The following is a 19,132-nucleotide window of genomic DNA, read 5'->3' on the forward strand; positions in this document are numbered from 1 at the left end:
GTTTTTGTCCTTAAATAGGATTGGTATGTAAATTGTTGTAGGTTAGGTAGTTAATTGAAATTTATGGCTTATGATTTAGTTCCCATTCAGAAAGTGAATGGATTTTAACAAAGAAGTTAAAATGTTGAACCTTAAAATTATTAGAGCTATGAATACCTTAATGAAACGAAACGGATTAATTCCATCAAATTTCTTGGAAGACTTTACCAGAGATTTATTTGATTGGTCAAGCCTTTCAAATCAAGGAGGTACGGTTCCCAGTGTAAACATTGTGGAAACCGGTGATGATTTTAAAGTTGTAATGGCGGCTCCAGGAATGAAAAAAGATGATTTCCATGTGGAGCTTGACAATGATACCTTGACCATTCACTCCGAAGTATACAACGAAGGAGAAGACAAAGATGATGAAAGGTATCTGAGAAAAGAGTTCAGTTATCAGGCATTTCAACGTTCCTTCTACTTGCCAAATACCGTAGAAGCGGACAAAATTAAAGCCCATTATAAAGATGGGTTGTTAAGCTTGGTTATTCCTAAAAAAGCCGAAGCCAAGAAAAAACCAGTAAAAACCATTTCTATTTCATAGGTATGGTTTTTTAAGAAAGTAAAAAAGCCAGGGAAATCTATTTTCCCTGGCTTTTTTCATGTACCGAATATGTATTTTGTATTTGAAGTAGGTGGTATCTGGAATTTGGAACTCAATACTATTTGGTTATTCTTTCATTTCTTCATATTGAACCTCTTCCATAGGAGATTCATTGGATTCTTGTTGGGGGGAGACCTCTGGGTGTCTGATACTGAATCCTAGTCCAGCTGTAGCTGCACTGATAGCAAAAGAAACAAAGGCAACAGCTAAGACCACATAATTGAAATTCCGTGAAAGCGGGTATTTTTTTACGGAGTACCATAAAGCATAGGCCGAAACAAGCGCTAATATGATCAGGGTGACCAGGGCCCCCTCTGCAATGAATTTATGTTGCTCAATAGTAGCAAGAGAAATATCGCTATAATTTTTGATGCTTTCTTCTGCCCATTTTCCTGTGTAATATGTTATGCCAGCACCAAGGGCTCCGAAAATAAAAATGATATACGAGGCATTGATGGTGGCTTTTGACTCATTATAGATTCCGATACCCAATACTATCATACCAATTACGCTGCCCAGTACAGGAACGGTGTTGGCGAGTAAATGAACATATGTGTAATCCATGGCTTTTTGTTTTAAGATAAGTGAAATGATAAAAGATTGTTATGATGAATGTCATTAAAAGGCATGATATTTCTGGGATAAAATACTTTGAATCAGTAAAATATATCAGTTTGTTTTGGATTTAAGGAGCAATACTATTCGATAATATTGAAGGTTTTTAATTGAAAATTATATCTTAACCTTAATTTGGAAAAAAGTCCAAAAACCTAATCTTGGAGTTTGATTGTCAGGGATAAAATGTGTGGTGTTCTAATTTAAGAGAGGGGAGGTTTTCCTTTTTAGCATGGGAAAAGGCCTGACTCGCTCTTTTTCTTTCCTTGGGGAGCAAAGGGTTGTAAAGAGGTTAAAAAGATGATTTAGTTCATTATTGGAGAACACTGGTTATTTAAATTAAAACAAATAATACGACGATGTGCTATCATGTATCCCAACATAAAGGCCTGGAGACCATCCGGGATAAATTTAAAAAACCTGTAACAGATCTTGAGCTTTTTGAAAAAGGATATCACCTTAATGGATTTGCTAAACCCTATATGCCGGTGATCAGTACGGACAATAAGGAGGAAATAGGGATGTATCGATGGAAATTAATTCCCCACTGGGTAAAGAAGGAAGCCGATTGGAAAGCCAATACCTTAAATGCCAAAGGGGAGGAGCTTTTTGAAAAGAACACCTATAAAGCCTATTGGAAAAACAGGTGTTTGGTGATATGCACCGGGTTTTTTGAGCCCCATCATATTAAAGGGCAAAAGCAGGCTCAATCCTATTTTATCAAACCCCGGGAAGGGGATTTTTTAACCTTGGGAGGAATTTTTTCCTGGTGGGATAATATTCCAACCTTCAGCATCATCACCGTAGCTGCCTCCCCCTTATTGGAAGAAATCCATAATCAACAAAAAAGGATGCCATTGATATTGGATGGGGACGAAGCAGAGGCCTGGTTGCTTTCCGACCTCAAAAAAGAAGAAATGTCTGGTTTAATGGCCCCTTATGCCCATGATGAAAGATTGGAAGGTTACCGTGTTATGGATGGAGTAACCAATCCAAGGGTCAATACCAATGTGGAGGAGGTATTGAAGCCGGTTTGATATTTTAAAGCTTGAAGAAAGTATATTTGTTGAATACGGATCCCTTAAATTGAAACAATTATTCCTCCAATAAATAGCCACAACCTATACCTGTTGAAATTGGAATTATTTTAAAAACTACCTTTTTATAAATTAAATAAAAGGGGATTAGATCGAGAGTTAAGGTATGGTCATACAAAATTTTTTGGGAAAAGTTGTTGACGTTCTTATTTGGGAAGTTGCTTTTTTTACCTATTAAAGTGTTCGCAATATTCAGATTGTTTTTTTAACCAATTAATTATGGTTGACTGAGAAATTGAAATTAAAGGGTGGAAATGTGGGTGGATTTTGATGATTTTTACTTTTTTTTCTTGATTGAAACCATTTTTATGTCCTCCTTAAAAATAATTTTATTGTATTAATAAGTTTAATAAAACCATTTAATAGTGTGTTTTACCCAAAGTTTTGGGTAAAAAAAATTAAAAATAATTCAAAGAATAAGTATTTTTGTTGATTTAATTTAATTATAAGTGGGGTTTGTTTATTAAAAATAAATTTTATATAAATATTTATTAAATAATTTGAACTGAATTAATATGTAGTATTGGGTTTTTTTCTATAAGATTATTTGTATTTGAAATAAGGACCAACTACATTAGGAGTTGAAATAAAATTCTTGAAAAGGTAAAATACTGTGTGTTAAGTTTTTAAATAATCACAAAAACAATAGTAAAAGTTGTTAAAGGGTATTAGACTGAAATAAATTATTTAGTAAAAATCACCATAAAAATAGAATAATGTTTAAAACCATCCCTTTTTTCAAATAAAATTACGCTAATTTTATTTGAAAAGTAAGTAAAACCTTTTAGTAAAACCTTTTATGTTTTGCTAAAATTAATTTAATCATCAGGTAATAGTTAATACAATTAAACCCAATTTTTATGAAAACAGTAAATTTTACAGAAAGGAAACGGCTTCATTGGAGGGGGATTTTAGCCTTGTTCCTTTTAAGCAGTTTAATGTGTCAGTCCGTTTTGGCTGCTGGGTATTCAAATTCCTCAACAGGGCCAGAACATCAAGAAATGTTTGTCGAAGTGACCGGAACCGTTGTTTCAGGTGGAGATAATCAGCCTCTTCCAGGTGTAACCATTTATGTGAAGGGTACCACCAAAGGTACTGCTACAGATATAGATGGGAAATTTTCTATTAATGTAGAAGGGGAAGATGCTATTTTGGTTTTTTCTTTTATTGGATTTAAAACCCAGGAAGTTCCGGTTAATGGACGGTCAGTAGTTGACCTTGTAATGGAGGAAGACTTGGCCGAATTAGGTGAAGTAGTGGTTGTGGGCTATGGTGAACAGAAAAAAGCAACACTTACCGGGGCTGTGGAAACGGTTGACGCCAAGGTGTTTGAAGATCGCGCAGTGACCAATGTGGGGCTGGCCCTTCAAGGGCAAACCCCAGGATTGGTGGTGACAAGGAAATCCTCGCGACCCGGTAATGAAGATTTAAATTTCAACATTCGTGGAGCGTCTTCCGTCAATGGGTCCGATCCATTGATTATTGTTGATGGAGTACCTGTACTTAATCACTATTCTTTCCAGAATTTAAATTCCAACGATATTGAAAGCATTTCGGTGCTGAAAGATGGTGCTGCTGCTATTTATGGATCCCGAGCATCTAATGGGGTTATCCTGGTAACCACCAAAAGAGGAAAGGGGAAAGTTAAAGTGGATTACAACGGCAATTTCCGTTTCAATACCAATGGCTTGGTAGGTTATGCTCCCAACATGCAGGAATATGCTACAATGTGGATAGAGGCCAACAATGAAGAAACAACACCCAATTGGTGGATTTGGGGGGAAGAGAACCTGAAACAAATGCAGCAAGGTGTGGAAGGGAAATTTGATCTTTTTAACAGGGACTTCTTTATTTTCAATGCCAACCGTATTGAAGAGATGTTTGCTACCCGTTATTCCCATCAGCACAATTTTAGTATTTCCAACGGGGGGGAGAAATCCAGTTACCGTTTATCCTTAGGGTTTGCAGATAACCAAGGCAACCTGGCAACGGCTTACGATGGTCAGAAACAGTTTAATGCCCGTTTTAATTATGATTATCACCTTTCGGATCGGTTGAAAATGGAATCAAGCATCAGTGTTATCAATGCCAATACCAGTCAGCCTTCAAGGGGATTAGGAAATATACTTTATTCTTATGATATGCCTTTCTTCCCGGCAAAGAATCCTTATGGCCAATGGTTTGCACCTTTTAACGGCATTGATGGGGGAGCAATCAAAAATTCGGCAGCTACCACTTCGGATGCAGGGAGGTACGATAAAAAATCCCTCACTGGAAGATTGGATCTGAAAGCTACCTATGAGATAGGCAATGGGTTTTCCTTGGAGGGATTGGCTTCAGTTCAAAACGAGCGCTACACTGATGAATCCTATGTGGTACCAGTACAACTTTATGATTGGTATGGCAATCCTACAAACAATGCCTATAAAACCGATGGAACACATAATGGCTATGGTGCCAAAGCCTATTCGAGCTATTATAATTACTACCAGGCATTATTACGCTACGATAAAACCTTAAAGGAGATGCACAATATTTCCGTTATGGCCGGTATCAATGCGGAGAAAACAAGTTCTCAATGGATTTCTGTTGGACGTCTAGGATTCGAAGATTTAGGCGTTTATGATATTAGCGCAGCCTCTACAGATACACAAACAAATGACGGCTTCAAAAACCAAAATGGTCGCTATTCTTATCTAACGAGATTGAACTATAACTACGATGAAAAATACATCGTCGAATTTACCGGAAGAAGGGATGGCAACTCGCGCTTTGCAAGGGGATACAAATTCAAAAACTTCGGTTCGGCTCAGTTGGGGTGGGTGTTTAGCAGTGAGGATTTCCTTAGCCCAATCGACCACATTCTTAATTTCGGTAAGGTCAGGGGAAGTTACGCAACTACAGGTAATGAGGCTAACGGCTTGGGGACGTTCGACTATCTTTCCCTTGTCAACATTGGTACAGGTGTCCTGGGACAACCAACTGCACAACAGACTGCGACGAGTCTGAAGAACAATGGTCTGATAAGTTATACCCGTACTTGGGAGAGGGTAACCCAAAAAAATATCGGTATCGACCTGGGATTCTTCAATAACCGATTGACCACTTCTTTTGACCTTTACGAGAAAGACAATATCGGGATGCTAATTGATGTGACTTATCCGTCTGTTTTGGGTGGCAGAGCGCCTAAGACCAATAACGGTAACTTCAATACCAAGGGTTGGGAATTTGTAATTGGCTGGAAAGACAATAAAAAGGATTTTAGGTACAATGTCTCCTTCAATATAGGCGATGCCAAGACTTTGGTGAGCAATGTGGAAGGAGCTGATAACTATAAGGCTGGTCGTAATGGAATCGTAAATGGTTACCCCTGGAGACCATGGTTCGTGTATAAGACTGATGGTTATTTTAGAAACCAAGAAGAGGTAGATGCCTATTATCAAGCCTATGGAGATAGTGAGGATCTGTCAGCTTTCCCTCAAAATAATCAAGCTGTGGCGCTACGTCCAGGGGATACCAAGAAAGTGGATGTAGCAGGAACTGGAAATATTACCGACATCGGAAATGAAGAAAGTTCACTGGTTTATGCCGGTGATGGTGCACCACACTATACCTTCGGATTCAACCTGGGAGGCGCATGGAAAGGCTTGGATTTTAATGCCTTTTTGCAAGGGCACCTAGAGCAAAATATCCTGCGTACAGGATATATGGCTTACCCTTTCAGCAGAGTTTGGACGAACCAAAACCCTACTTTTTTGGGAAAGACCTGGACGGAAGAGAATCCTGATGCCAAATACCCTCGTTTGACCGTTAACCACAACCGGGCAGGCTGGAATTATGCCAATAACGATTTTATGTTGCAGAACAGCCGATATATCCGGTTGAAATCATTAATCGTGGGCTATACACTGCCACAAACAATGATTGAGAAGCTGAGCTTGAGCAAGGTAAGGGTGTATTTTTCCGGGAATGACCTATGGGAAGCAACTGCCATCAAAGATGGATTTGATCCGGAAACAGGAGAAAATGCTACAGATGGAGATAATGCGGGATATCCTTTTGCCCGTACCTGGTCTTTCGGCGTAAATATTGGATTCTAATAACCTGAAATGATTAAAATAATGAAAAAGATACTCAATTATATAGTGTTAGGTGGCTTTTTATTAAGCGCGCCTGGATGCCAAAGTGATTTTATAGATTTAAACCCACCTGCGCAATTTACAGATGCAGTTTATTTCAAACAGCCAAGTGATTTTAAAAATTATGCTACCAGTTTTTATGATCAGTTACAAGGTTGGGATTTTGGCAATATGGACAATGGCTCCGATTTGTCCGCTAATGCTAACGGTAATGGTATGTCCCTAGGACATGGAACCATTGCAGTGGGGAGTACCGGTTGGGATTATTCAGGTATCCGCAGTTGTAATATTCTATTGGAAAAAGCAGCTGAATATTCTGGTGAAGGAAGTATTGACCAATACGTGGGAGAAGCCCATTTCTTCCGTGCCTATACCTATTTTGACTTATTGAAAACCTTTGGGGGAGTACCTTTGGTGACAACGGTATTGGATACAGATTCCCCAGAGCTGTTTGGCCCCCGGAATAGTCGGTACGAGGTTGTTGCCCAGATTTTAGCGGATCTCGATGAAGCCATTTCCAAATTACCGAAAGAACAAAATTTAACTGGAAGTGATAAGGGCCGGATCAGTAAGTGGGCTGCCATGGCTTTTAAAGCACAAGTGGAGTTATATGAAGCCACCTGGGAAAAATATGTAGGGCAAGGACCTGATGGGGATGGTACTTCGGTAGGAGCCGGTACGGCTGGATATGATCCTGCCAATGTAAACAAGTATTTATCGGATGCGGTGGCCATGTGTGAGGAAGTAATGAATAATGGTGGCTATGAATTATGGAACCAGAATTCCGATCCCAGCATGGAAAAATTGAGCCATTGGTATTTATTCAACCTGGAGGATCCAGGTTCAAATCCAGGTGGTTATGACAAATCTACGAACAAAGAATTTATCTTATATAATGTATATGACTATACCCTTAAGCAGTCCCGTAAGAATATTTCCTGGACATCCTGGCAGCTCTATCCGAGCCGTAAATTTGTAGATATGGCGGTTTGCAAGGATGGATTGCCACCATCTAAATCTCCATTGTTTCAAGGTTACCATACAGCCGACGCTGAATTCGAAGACAGGGATCTACGATTGTTGAACTACCTTTATGCTTCTACCTCGGCACCTGAGTCAGTTACTTTGGATTATGGAGGTTTGGGTTTTAGTGGATACGGCAACAGTAAGTATGCTGTTTATGGTTTTGGCAGTCGGAGAAAAGACAATACCGAATCGGCTAACTGGCCTATCATCCGTTTGGCAGAGGTTTACTTAACCTACGCTGAAGCATTATACGAATTAAACGGAAGCATTACCGATGGGCAATTGGATGTATCGATCAATAAATTGAGAGACCGGGCTGATGTGGCGCACCTCACCAATTCATTGGTAGCTGCTAATGGCTTGGATATGCTGGAAGAGATCAGAAGGGAAAGGGCCGTTGAACTGTACAGAGAAGGAAAGAGGTTTGACGATTTAAAGCGCTGGGGAATTTTGGAAGAATCACTTAATCCTTCCCGACTTGGAAAAGTAGTGGGAGGTGCTTCCTATCCAACAGATTTTAAAGATGCATCTGGTAATCCTACCGCAGCCTATGTGGACAACTCTTATGTGTGGGGTGAAGAAGCAGTGGAAACTCCAGAGGGGGTACTTAACTGCGTGGTGGTCGACAGCCATCTAAATCATACCGTGGAGAATAAACATTATCTATTCCCTATTCCTTTAAGCCAGATTATTTTGAACGAAAACTTACTTCAGAATCCCGGTTATTAGTGGGATTCTAATAGATAAGGGGAACGGCAATAATCAAATTACAAAGTGTCTATTAATGAATAATATGTTTTAATGTTATCGACGATTATGAAATTATATAAAATAAATAGAATAGCTTTCTTTGGCCTGATGGTAATTGTTGCCATCGTATCGGCATGTGAAGAAGGACCGAATTTCAGGGAGTTTGAATATCCAGCTCCTGTTGTGGAAGATTTTAGTCCCAAAAGTGGCAGGCCTGGAACTGAGGTCACCATTTCTGGAAGTAATTTCGGTGAATTGCAGCCTGCTTCAGAAATAAAGTTCAATGGTGTTATAGCAGATAATATTATTAGCTATAGTAATAATGCGATCGTGGTCGCAGTCCCTGATGATGCAGGGGAAGGACCTATTGAATTAAAAGTTTGGATGCATGTAAAAACCACCTCCGAAAATTTTGAATTTATTCCAGGGGCAAAATTAGGCTCCCTTTCTGCAGGAAAAGGCCAACCTGGTGAAATGGTAACAGTTACCGGAACCAATTTTGGGGATGACCCCGGAATTGTTTCAGTGACAATAGGAGATGTAGAGGCAGAAGTTGTGTCAGTATCTAACGATCAAATCGTATTTGTGATTCCTGATACTGGCTCAGGCCAGTTATCTATAATGATTGGCCCTCAGACATTGACCGGCCCATTCTTTTTGGTAGGAGGGGAAAAACTTACAGGGACATTGATAGGACATACTGGTTCATGGGGAAACAATACAGCTACCATGGTACCTGCAGCAGTAGATGGTGATTTCGAAACATTTGTTGATGCACCATCTGCGACAGGATATGTTGGCTATGATTTAGGAGAAGGAAAAGTGGCCAAGGTGACCTCCGTTAGATATGCCCCAAGGGCTTCTCATCCTCAACGAATGGTAGGAGGGGAAATACGAGGTGCTAATGATCCTAGTTTTTCTGATTTTGTTGTATTGCATACTATTTCTGAAACGCCAACTGTTGGTGAATTCAGTGAGGTGCAAATAGGTGAAGAAGAAACTTTTAGGTATATCTATTATTATTCTCCAGATGGCTACTGCAATATTTCTGAAATAGAATTTTATGGAAATCTTGAAATTGAAGAAGTACCTGAAGGAAAGTATACCTTTGAATTTATCAGTCCTGATGATAAATCATGGCTTCCTTCCCAGAATGCCTCTTATGAAGTTAAAGATGGTATGCTGAGAGTTACCTTTGATCCTTCTCAGTTTGATGGCTCTAAGAGAAGAGCCGATATCCAGTATATCATCAATGGGGCTTTGAATGGAGAAGCGAAAGATCCTTGGGTTTATACAAAGGATTATCCAATATTGGCTTTCAAAATGCATAATAGACCTGCAGAAGGCAATATCAGACCTGATATTAGAGATGCCTCTTTTGGCAATAATGACTATAAAAAGGACTTTGAAAGTCAAGACGTAATCTATTGGGACCTTTCAGAGAAATATACCGAGGACAGGAAGGAACTTGATCTCGTTCAGGTAAAAATAGCGGACATTACTTCTGATGAAACCGGTTATGAAATTGACTGGATCAGGACCTTTAAAAGCAAGGAGGAATTGGAATCATTTATAAATAATTAATTCCTAGGGGATAAGGAAATCCCTTATCCCTACTTTAATTCAATTTATTATGTATAAAAAGATATTATACCTTTTCCTGTTTTTTGCTTTGACAACTATCAGCTTTAGTTGTCAAGTGGATGGGAGGGAAGAGACAGATCCGAAGGTAGAAGATCCGAAAGAGGAAGTTGAACCTGAAAAAATCACCGTAAATGAGAACAAAACTTTTGTTCACCCGGGCTTGCTTCATACTCAGGCTGACTTTGACCGGATTAAATCAAAGGTGGATGCGGGTAAGTCTCCATGGAAAGAAGGCTGGGAAGTCCTTATTTCAAACTCACATGCCAGTCTTTCTTATACACCAAACCCTGTCGAAAAACTAGTCAGGGGCGGGAATTCCAGAGAAGAGCCGGATCCGGATAATTATAGCCGGGCGATGAATGATGTCGCTGCTGCCTACCAATGTGCTGTACGTTGGAAGGTTACGGGAGATAATGCTTATGCCGATAAGGCAGTGGAAATCCTTAATGCCTGGGCAGCTACGTGCAAAAGGATTAGCGGCAACTCCAATACAGCCCTTGCGGCGGGTATTTATGGATACCAGTTTGCCAATGCAGCCGAAATCATGCGTGATTATGAGGGCTGGGAAGAGGTTGACTTTGACGCTTTTAAGCAATGGTTGTTGGATGTGTTTTATCCGGTGAGCCATGCATTCCTCGAAACCCATTGGGGAACATGCGATTCGCACTACTGGGCCAATTGGGACCTGGCCAACATTGCTAACGTGATGTCAATAGGCGTATTATGTGACCGAGTGGACATTTATAAATATGCGATAGATTATTTGATGGAGGGTGTCGGAAACGGTAACCTGCAAAATGCAATCAATTTCATTCATCCCAAATCAAGTAACGACGACATGGACTTGGGACAGTTACAGGAAATGGGTAGGGATCAAGGACACACGCTCTTAGTTGTCGGCTTGTTGGGGGTGGTATGTCAATCCGCCTATAATCAGGGCGAGGACCTGTATGCCTATGATGACAACCGGGTGCTGAAAGCAGCAGAATATGCGGCAAAATATAATTTTGCAAATCTGGACGTTCCCTTTTCGGAATATACCAGAAGATATAAGGATCCATGGAGCAAATGTGGCGGGGTGGAAACCCACACTCAAGTGAGTGCCCATGGTAAAGGAGGAAAAAGGCCCATTTGGGAAAGACTATACAATCATTATGTAGTGAAGAAAGGGATTAAGGCTCGCTATGTAACGATGGCTGCCCGATTCCACCGAGTTGAAGGTGGTGGTGGAGACTACGGACCCAACAGCGGAGGATTTGACAATCTGGGTTTTGGAACTTTACTGTATACTATAGAATAAAATCACCACCTAATAGTTATAAATCCTTGTTTGTAGGATTTATTTGGGGTTTATTAATGTCAATCATGGTTTCCGAAGGTTTGGAAGCCATGATTTCCCCCTCTAGGATTATTAAAACTTATAAATAAAAGGATTTAATTTTTTATTTATAGTATAAAAATCAAGGTCTTAATGATTATTAGGGAGGAAAAGGGAATCCCTGAGAAAGCCTTAAGAGGGTAATAACCACAAAGTCAGCTTTCCGGCATTAAAAAAAGTAAAAAATAGATAATTTGAAATTAAGCAATGATCACCCAAAAGTAAACCTTTATAGTAATGACACATAAATTTAGAAAACACCCTGGAGATTTCGAGAAGGCGAAAATGAAAAAGAATTGGTACGAAGTTGTAAGGGCCGATGTGGTGCTCAATATTGGAGATGAAGTGATTTTGGAGGAATACTGCCCTGAGGGATATAATAGGGAGGCACCATTGCCCTATTACACAGGGAGAATGCTGTTTAGTGAAATAAAAAAAATAATCAATTGTATAAAAGAAGGATATGTGGTCTTGGTACTAAATAAATATTGATTGTTGTTTATGGGGTAAATAATTAATGTTTTAATGAACAAATGGAATATTCAACAAAATCTGAAGGCAATTATTGGGAAATTGGTGTTATGCCTGTTTCTATTATCATGCCATGGAAAGGATCAAAGCGGGGATAAAGCTGAGATTCGAAAAGGGGTTGTCTCCATTGAAAATGGTAGTGCTTAACTTTACTTTGAAGATTGGGGTAATGGAGCCCCAATTGTATTATTCCATGGTCATACCTTTGATACCCAACAATGGGATAAAAATATTGAAGAGTTACCCCAAAACCATAGGGTTATTCGCAATGATATGCGGGGATATGGAAAATCCGAAATGGCAGAAGAAGGAAGCCACTTTCTTCACGCTACGGACCTTAATAAATTGTTGGATTCATTAAGAATTGAAAAGCCCCATATTGTTGGACTTTCCCTTGGAGCAATTGTTGCCACTGATTTTATGGCGCTTTATCCAGAAAGGGATTAAGCGTAACGGTTATGGGTGGAGCCATTCAAGAGGTTCCTGGACCAGATGAACCTGTTTCCAACAAAGAGGAATTAAGTAAACGAGCAGAAATAGGAAAGATCAGGGAAAGAGGACTTGATGCATACAAGTAACAGTGGATAAGGGCCATAATGAATTCTTTGGGGTCTAAGGCTCCGGAAACAGAACTGGATTTAAGAAGGATTCTCAGAGATTGGAAGGAGTGGGAAGTACTGCATATTGAGCCAAGGCATTTGTTGGGCAGTTCAATTAGGGCAAAATTAAAGAGTTGGAAGTAAAAGTCCCGCTATTGGTTTTAATAGGAGAGGAAGATTCTGCTGGAAGTCACAAGTCTTCTCAGAAATTGGCAGAATTAATTCGATGGAATGAAAAGGGCTACCTGAAAGATGCTGGGCATATGAACAATATGGAAGGGCTAAGTGAGTTTAATTTCACTGTTTTAGGTTATCATTGATAAGGTGCATAAAGAGGTAATCCAACTTTGATGATTATTGGAAAAGAATAAAATGGCAGGGAATAAAAAATAAGGAAAAACTCTTGCTAAATTGTTTTTTTGAATAAGTAAAACCTTTTATTTTTAGGTTTCGTTTTATATAAAAAAAACAATAGAAATAAATGAAAGTGGATTATAATCAGGGCAATTTGTGGGGGGTTGATTTTGGAGGAACCAAGATCGAAGGAGTGATTCTTAAATCCGTAGTGGAGCCAGAAGTGATATTTAGGCATAGGGTTCCCACAGGATCTTCCAATGGATACCAGTTTATTCTTCAGCAATTTAAGGAGTTGGTTGATGCAATGATTGGAGTGGCTGGTTATAAACCATCAATTATTGGGGTGGGAAGTCCAGGGACATATGTTCCCCACCAAAAAATCATGAAAAATTGCAATGCCACGGTGGTAAATGGAAATCCGTTAAAGGAAGATCTGGAAGAACTATTGGGTATGGAGGTGAAATTGGCCAATGATGCCAACTGTTTTGCCTTGGCTGAAACAAAATTGGGGGTTGTTAAATCGCTTTATCCTAAAGCAAAAGTAGTTTTTGGGGTGATTTTAGGAACCGGTGTTGGCGGGGGATTGGTCGTTCGGGGAGAATTACTCAATGGTCATCATGGAATAGGAGGAGAATGGGGGCATAATATACTTTATCCCGGGGAGGGCCCAACTTGCTATTGTGGAAAGACTGGATGCAATGAACAGATTATTTCAGGCCCCGCCTTGGAAAGGTATTACACTTCTTTAACTGGTGAACAAAAAAGTCTCAGGGAAATAAAATCATTGTTTGATGCAGGAGCAGACAAAGCAGCAGAAAAGACCATGAAAAGGTTGACAGAAGGCTTTGGTAAAGCACTTAGTGTGGTGGTCAATATTGTTGATCCTGATGTTATTGTTATTGGAGGAGGGGTAAGCAATATTGAAAATGTATATACAGATAGTTTTGACACCTTAAATGAGATGATGTTCAACCATGGGTTTGAAGCCCCAATTATCAAAGCCAAACTAGGGGACAGTGCTGGTGTTTATGGAGCTGCCTTGCTTTGCGCCAAGGAAAAGTCTTATTATGAACAAAGTTAATTCATTATTGTTGATGGGTTTCTGTGGGCTTTTATGGTCCTTTGAAGGTGTGTCCCAACAGGAAATGTCAAAAGAAAATATTGCCGGATTTGAATTCAATGATCAGCCCTATGTTTCTAATGTTTGGGTGAGCGATCAAGGCGATGGCACTTTTACCAATCCCGTGTTATATGCTGATTATTCCGATCCAGATGTGATTCGGATTGGGGACGATTATTTTATGACCGTTTCCAGTTTTAACTGTACCCCAGGCTTGCCCATCTTGCATTCCAATGACCTGGTTAATTGGCAGATTGTCAATTATGCTTTGGATAAACAAATTCCGGAGGAAGTTTTTGCAGTTCCACAACATAGTAAAGGAGTATGGGCACCAACCATTAGATACCATGAGGACATGTACTATATCTATTGGGGGGATCCTGATTTTGGAGTATATATGGTCAAAACAGATGATCCCTATGGGAAGTGGTCGGAACCATTACTGGTATTGGAAGGAAAAGGAATCATAGATCCAAGTCCGCTATGGGATGGTGATCAGGCTTATTTGGTGCATGCTTGGGCGGGAAGCCGGGCTGGCGTCAATAGCCTTTTGACTATCAGAAAAATGAATTGGGAAGGGACTATGGTTTTGGACGAAGGCAAGCATGTTTTTGACGGGCACGAAAAACACCATACAGTGGAAGGGCCAAAATTGTACAAAAAGGATGGCTATTATTATATGTGTGCTCCTGCTGGCGGTGTAGAACAGGGCTGGCAACTGGTCCTAAGGTCAAAAAATATATATGGCCCCTATGAGGAGAAGATCGTGATGGAGCAGGGAAGCACCGATATCAACGGTCCTCACCAAGGGGCCTGGGTGGATACTCAAAAAGGGGAATCCTGGTTTGTCCATTTCCAGGATCAAGGGGTATACGGACGTGTATTGCACCTCAATCAAATTAATTGGGCTGAAGGTTGGCCATTAATGGGCAAAGATTTGGATGGCAACGGCATAGGGGAACCTTTGAAAAAGTATACCAAGCCTAATGTGGGAGGAAGCTATCCTATGGCTACCCCTCAGGAATCGGATGACTTTGAGAACGGAAGCCCTGGATTACAATGGCAATGGTATGCAAACCCTTCAGTGAAGTGGAGTGCCCAAATTCCGGGAACAGATTACCTCCGTCTTTTTGCCATGAGTAAAAAAGACCTCCCTAACCTTTGGGATCAGCCCAACCTATTAATGCAGAAGCTCCCTGCTCCTGATTTTTCTGCAATCACAAAAGTAAAGTTAGGCATTGAGTGGGATACCCCTGGGAAGATTGCAGGTTTGATTATGATGGGACAATCCTATGGCTATGTAGGGATTATTTATGAAGACGGGGATTATTATGTGCGGCAAGTTACTTGTGCGGATGCTATTGATGGGAGTCCGGAAAAGGTGGTGGAAGAATTTAAGTTGAACTCCAATGAGGTTTTCCTCAAAATGGAAGTGAGTGCTCCATTGGCCACTTGCTATTACAGTTACAGTGAGGATGGAGAAAATTATAAACCCATAGGTGAAGCATTTGAAGCTAAAAAGGACCTTTGGATATCGGCCAAAATGGGATTGTTCTGTGTAAGTGAATCCGATGTTAGAATGGGCAGCTATGCAGATTTCGATTGGTTTAGGGTAAACCCTATCCAGTAATTAACCTTTAACCCAAAATAAAATTAAATGAACTTTAAAAGAGCTACTCTTCTTGTTTGTGCTGTTTTTTCCTTTACTATAGGATTTGCCCAAAGGATCCTTGAAGACACCAAAAATACCCTCCATTCCCCTGATGGGAATTTCAAATTTGAGGTTTATCAGAAAGAATTGGAAAAAGGGAAAAAGCAACTTTACTATACCGTAGATTTTAATGGGCAATCTATTATTTTAGAATCTGAGCTTGGAGTATTGATTGAAAACCAACTTTTCGAATCTGCCTTAGCTGTACCCAATGATACGACTACTGTTTGGGGTGAAAATCTGGATTTGATCGCTACTACCAAAGATGTTCAAGATGAAACATGGAAGCCATTGTATGGTGAACGAAATGAAATCCGTAACCATTATAATGAGCTTACTTTACATTTTCAGAAATATGGAAACCCGGAAGAGGGGTTGGTAAAAGGCCATTCCGGGAAATTTTACGACAAGCGTCAGCAATATAATATGGATTTGGTGATCAGGGCCTATGATGAAGGTATTGCTTTCAGTTATCATTTTCCAGAAACCAGCAATGGCCTTTTTCTCCATATTACAGGTGAACAAACTTCATTTACACTCCCGGAAGGAACCATGGCCTATTATGAAGGTTGGGCGCAGGGGCCGTATGAATTGAAGCCTTTGAAAAATTGGCCTGAGGAAAGTGAGAGGCCTTTGACTTTGACTTTGGAAAACGGCCTGACCTTGGCATTGACAGAAGCCCGATTGGTAAATTTTGCCCGAACAAAGTTCAGGTTAAGTGAAGATAAGCCCAATACCCTGGAAACCTCTCTTTATAATGAGGTCGATGTGATCAGCCCTTACAGTACTCCCTGGAGAGTGATCATGGCAGCAGAGCAACCAGGACAGCTTTTGGAAAATAATGATTTGATCCTCAACCTGAATCCCAAAAATCAAATTGCCAATACTTCCTGGATAAAACCCGGGAAAGTTTTCCGTTCAGATTTGACCACGGAAGCGGCCAAGGAAGCTGTGGATTTTGCTTCAGAGAGAAACATTCAGTATGTTCATTTGGATGCGGGTTGGTACGGTCCAGAAGTGAAATTTTCCACGGATGCAAGTACTATTGATCCTGATCGCGATCTGGATTTGCAGGAAGTGATCAATTATGGGGCTACCAAGGATATTGGAATTTTCGTCTATGTCAATCAAAGACCGCTTTCGTGGCAGTTGGACGAGCTATTACCTTTGTACCAAAGTTGGGGGCTAAGGGGCCTTAAGTTTGGATTTGTTCAAATTGGTTCTGACAAATGGACCAGTTGGATGCATGAAGCCATAACGAAAGCTGCCTATCATCACTTGATGGTCAATGTTCATGATGAATATAGACCAACAGGATTTAGCCGAACCTATCCCAATTTGATGACCCAAGAAGGCATCCGGGGCAATGAGGAAATGCCCGATGCAGACCATAATACTATATTGCCATTCACCCGGTATTTGGCTGGGGCTGGGGACTACACCATTTGTTATTACAATAACCGTATAAAAACCACTCATGCCCATCAACTGGCACTTTCTGTGGTTTATTATAGTCCTTTGCAATATATGTTCTGGTATGACAAACCTAATTTTTACCAAGGGGAACCAGAAATTGAATTTTTTGATAAAGTGAAAACGGTTTGGGATGATACAAAGGTGATTAATGGTGAAATTGGAAAATACATTACTGTTGCCCGAAGGGACAATAAGGATTGGTTTATAGGTTCAATTACCAATACGGATGCCAGGGACTTATCAGTTCCTTTGGACTTTTTAGAAGATGGCCAAAACTATATTGCCCATTTATATCTGGATGATGAAACAGTGGATACACGTACCCAAGTGGCCATCCATAAATATGCAGTGAAAAAGGGAGATAATCTTAAGTTGGTTCTTAAAGCAAGTGGAGGAGCTGCCCTCCACTTGGAAGCAGTGGAAAGCATTAGTGGGTATAAAAAATTACCTTCATCTGGTCTTTAAACTGAAAAAAGAAAAACTCAAGATAATGTTAAGTATTACTCAATACAAACCTACCTATTTGACCTGTGTTAAGGGACTGGTGAAAATGGTTGCCTTTTTGGTAACTGTTTTCCCTTTGTCCCTAAAAGCCCAGGAATTGGTAACCTATCAAGCTCCAGAAGGAGCCTTGTTAAATGAAGATTTTACTGTAAAAGTTAGGATACCCGGTAAGGAGTGGAAAAATCTGCCGGAATACCTGATTAAAGTCGATGAGGTAGTTGGAGGAAAGCACACCGTAAAGGAATCTTCAATGTCCTATTTTGACTTTTCGGGAGAAGTTGAAGTGATGGTAAAGTCCAAAAAAGGCAGGATTGAAACGGCAAAGGTTCGGCCTTTGTCCTATGAAATCATGCCTTATGTCAAAGGGGATGTCATGACTTTTAAACTTAGTGAACCAAGGAATCTTTCTGTTGAGGTAAATGGGGATATTTTCCATAACCTGCATTTGTTTGCCAATCCGGTTTTGGATTCAATTCCTGATAAAGATGATCCAAATGTGATTTATTTTGGAGCTGGTATTCATGAATTTGAGGATAATAAATTTTTGGTTCCCTCTAATAAAACGGTTTACATCTCTGGAGATGCAATATTACGGGGACAGCTATTGATCCATGATGCCGAAAATGTCAAAGTTATTGGCAGAGGAATGGTGGAGCATACGGTTAAAATGGGAGTGCATATCTCGAATTCCAATAATGTATTAGTGGAAGGAATTTTTACAACCCAATGCGCTACAGGAGGATCCAAAGATATGACCATCCGAAATGTAAAAAGCATCAGTTATTATGGATGGGGGGATGGCATGAATGTATTTGCCAGTAACAATGTGCTTTATGATGGGGTGTTTTGTAGAAATTCAGATGATTGCACCACCGTTTATGCCACAAGAAAGGACTTTATAGGAGGAGCGAAAAACATCACCATGCAGAATTCAACCCTTTGGGCAGATGTGGCCCATCCTATTTTTATTGGGATACATGGAAATGCAGAAAATCCCGATGTGATTGAAGATCTTACTTTTAAGAATATTGATATCCTTGATCATAAGGAGACCCAAATTGATTATCAGGGCTGTTTGGCTATCAATGGTGGGGATAACAACCTTATTCGAAATGTGCGGTTTGAAGATATTCGAATAGAGGATTTTAGGCAAGGCCAATTGATTAACTTGAGGATCTTCTACAACAAAAAATATTGTAAAGCTCCTGGAAAGGGAATTGAAAATGTATTGTTTAAAAACATTTCCTATATCGGTAATAATGCTGAATTGTCTATTATTTCAGGCTATAACGAGGAAAGGGGAATAAAGAATATTCGGTTTGAAAATCTGAGTGTTAATGGAGAAATCATCCATGACCATATGGAAGGAAAGCCTTCCTGGTATAAGACTTCCGACTTGGCTAATATTTATGTTGGCGAGCATGTGGAAGGTGTTTCTTTTATTAAAACTGATGACTAAGGTTAACCGCAAGGTGCACATTGGTTTTGCAATGTACGCAATGAAAAAACTAACTAGCCCGGCGTTCTTCCTATTCTCATTTG

General features: G+C 39.9%; 14 protein-coding genes. 13 read left to right on the forward strand and 1 reads right to left on the reverse strand.

Translation table 11 applies throughout. The annotated features are described in order from the left end of the window. Window positions 1-148 precede the first annotated feature (148 nt). Window positions 149-583 (forward strand): Hsp20/alpha crystallin family protein, encoded by a 435-nt coding sequence (locus QWY93_RS14145; protein ID WP_290249014.1) that lies wholly within the window; start codon window positions 149-151, stop codon window positions 581-583. A gap of 126 nt (window positions 584-709) precedes the next feature. On the opposite strand, the gene QWY93_RS14150 is transcribed toward QWY93_RS14145, so the two are convergent. Beyond that, the gene (locus QWY93_RS14150) at window positions 710-1,207 is read right to left on the reverse strand and encodes a hypothetical protein (protein WP_290249015.1); all 498 of its coding nucleotides are present in this window, start codon (window positions 1,205-1,207) and stop codon (window positions 710-712) included. Window positions 1,208-1,617: 410 nt separating this feature from the next. Here QWY93_RS14150 and QWY93_RS14155 point away from each other — a divergent pair, with 410 nt between their 5' ends. From QWY93_RS14155 to QWY93_RS14210, 12 genes are all read left to right on the forward strand, one after another. Beyond that, window positions 1,618-2,295: an SOS response-associated peptidase gene (locus QWY93_RS14155; RefSeq protein WP_290249017.1), complete on the forward strand. Its 678-nt coding sequence runs from the start codon at window positions 1,618-1,620 to the stop codon at window positions 2,293-2,295. Window positions 2,296-3,215: 920 nt separating this feature from the next. Further along, window positions 3,216-6,455 carry a SusC/RagA family TonB-linked outer membrane protein gene (locus QWY93_RS14160; protein WP_290249018.1) on the forward strand — a complete coding sequence of 1,080 codons (3,240 nt, stop codon included), beginning with the start codon at window positions 3,216-3,218 and terminating at the stop codon, window positions 6,453-6,455. A 21-nt stretch (window positions 6,456-6,476) separates the two neighbouring features. Further along, complete coding sequence (locus tag QWY93_RS14165) at window positions 6,477-8,249, forward strand: RagB/SusD family nutrient uptake outer membrane protein (RefSeq protein WP_290249019.1); 1,773 nt, start codon at window positions 6,477-6,479, stop codon at window positions 8,247-8,249. Window positions 8,250-8,336: 87 nt separating this feature from the next. Beyond that, the gene (locus QWY93_RS14170) at window positions 8,337-9,854 is read left to right on the forward strand and encodes a DUF4979 domain-containing protein (RefSeq protein WP_290249020.1); all 1,518 of its coding nucleotides are present in this window, start codon (window positions 8,337-8,339) and stop codon (window positions 9,852-9,854) included. Between the two features lie 49 nt (window positions 9,855-9,903). Further along, the gene (locus QWY93_RS14175) at window positions 9,904-11,214 is read left to right on the forward strand and encodes an alginate lyase family protein (protein ID WP_290249021.1); all 1,311 of its coding nucleotides are present in this window, start codon (window positions 9,904-9,906) and stop codon (window positions 11,212-11,214) included. Window positions 11,215-11,529: 315 nt separating this feature from the next. After that, a complete protein-coding gene (locus QWY93_RS14180; RefSeq protein ID WP_290249022.1) occupies window positions 11,530-11,784 on the forward strand; it encodes a DUF3850 domain-containing protein in 255 nt (84 codons plus the stop codon). A gap of 219 nt (window positions 11,785-12,003) precedes the next feature. Further along, window positions 12,004-12,270: an alpha/beta fold hydrolase gene (locus QWY93_RS14185; RefSeq protein ID WP_290249792.1), complete on the forward strand. Its 267-nt coding sequence runs from the start codon at window positions 12,004-12,006 to the stop codon at window positions 12,268-12,270. Between the two features lie 286 nt (window positions 12,271-12,556). After that, a complete protein-coding gene (locus QWY93_RS14190; RefSeq protein WP_290249023.1) occupies window positions 12,557-12,742 on the forward strand; it encodes an alpha/beta fold hydrolase in 186 nt (61 codons plus the stop codon). 161 nt (window positions 12,743-12,903) lie between these two features. Then, a complete protein-coding gene (locus tag QWY93_RS14195) occupies window positions 12,904-13,860 on the forward strand; it encodes an ROK family protein (protein WP_290249024.1) in 957 nt (318 codons plus the stop codon). Beyond that, window positions 13,847-15,529, forward strand: a complete 1,683-nt coding sequence (locus QWY93_RS14200; protein WP_290249025.1) for a glycoside hydrolase family 43 protein — start codon at window positions 13,847-13,849, stop codon at window positions 15,527-15,529. Before QWY93_RS14195 ends, QWY93_RS14200 begins: the two co-directional genes overlap by 14 nt. Window positions 15,530-15,556: 27 nt before the next feature. Continuing rightward, window positions 15,557-17,551 carry a glycoside hydrolase family 97 protein gene (locus QWY93_RS14205; RefSeq protein ID WP_290249026.1) on the forward strand — a complete coding sequence of 665 codons (1,995 nt, stop codon included), beginning with the start codon at window positions 15,557-15,559 and terminating at the stop codon, window positions 17,549-17,551. A gap of 25 nt (window positions 17,552-17,576) precedes the next feature. Beyond that, the gene (locus QWY93_RS14210) at window positions 17,577-19,049 is read left to right on the forward strand and encodes a glycosyl hydrolase family 28 protein (RefSeq protein WP_290249027.1); all 1,473 of its coding nucleotides are present in this window, start codon (window positions 17,577-17,579) and stop codon (window positions 19,047-19,049) included. Window positions 19,050-19,132: the final 83 nt, after the last annotated feature.

The organism is Echinicola jeungdonensis, from assembly GCF_030409905.1.
Taxonomy (GTDB): Bacteria; Bacteroidota; Bacteroidia; order Cytophagales; family Cyclobacteriaceae; genus Echinicola; species Echinicola jeungdonensis.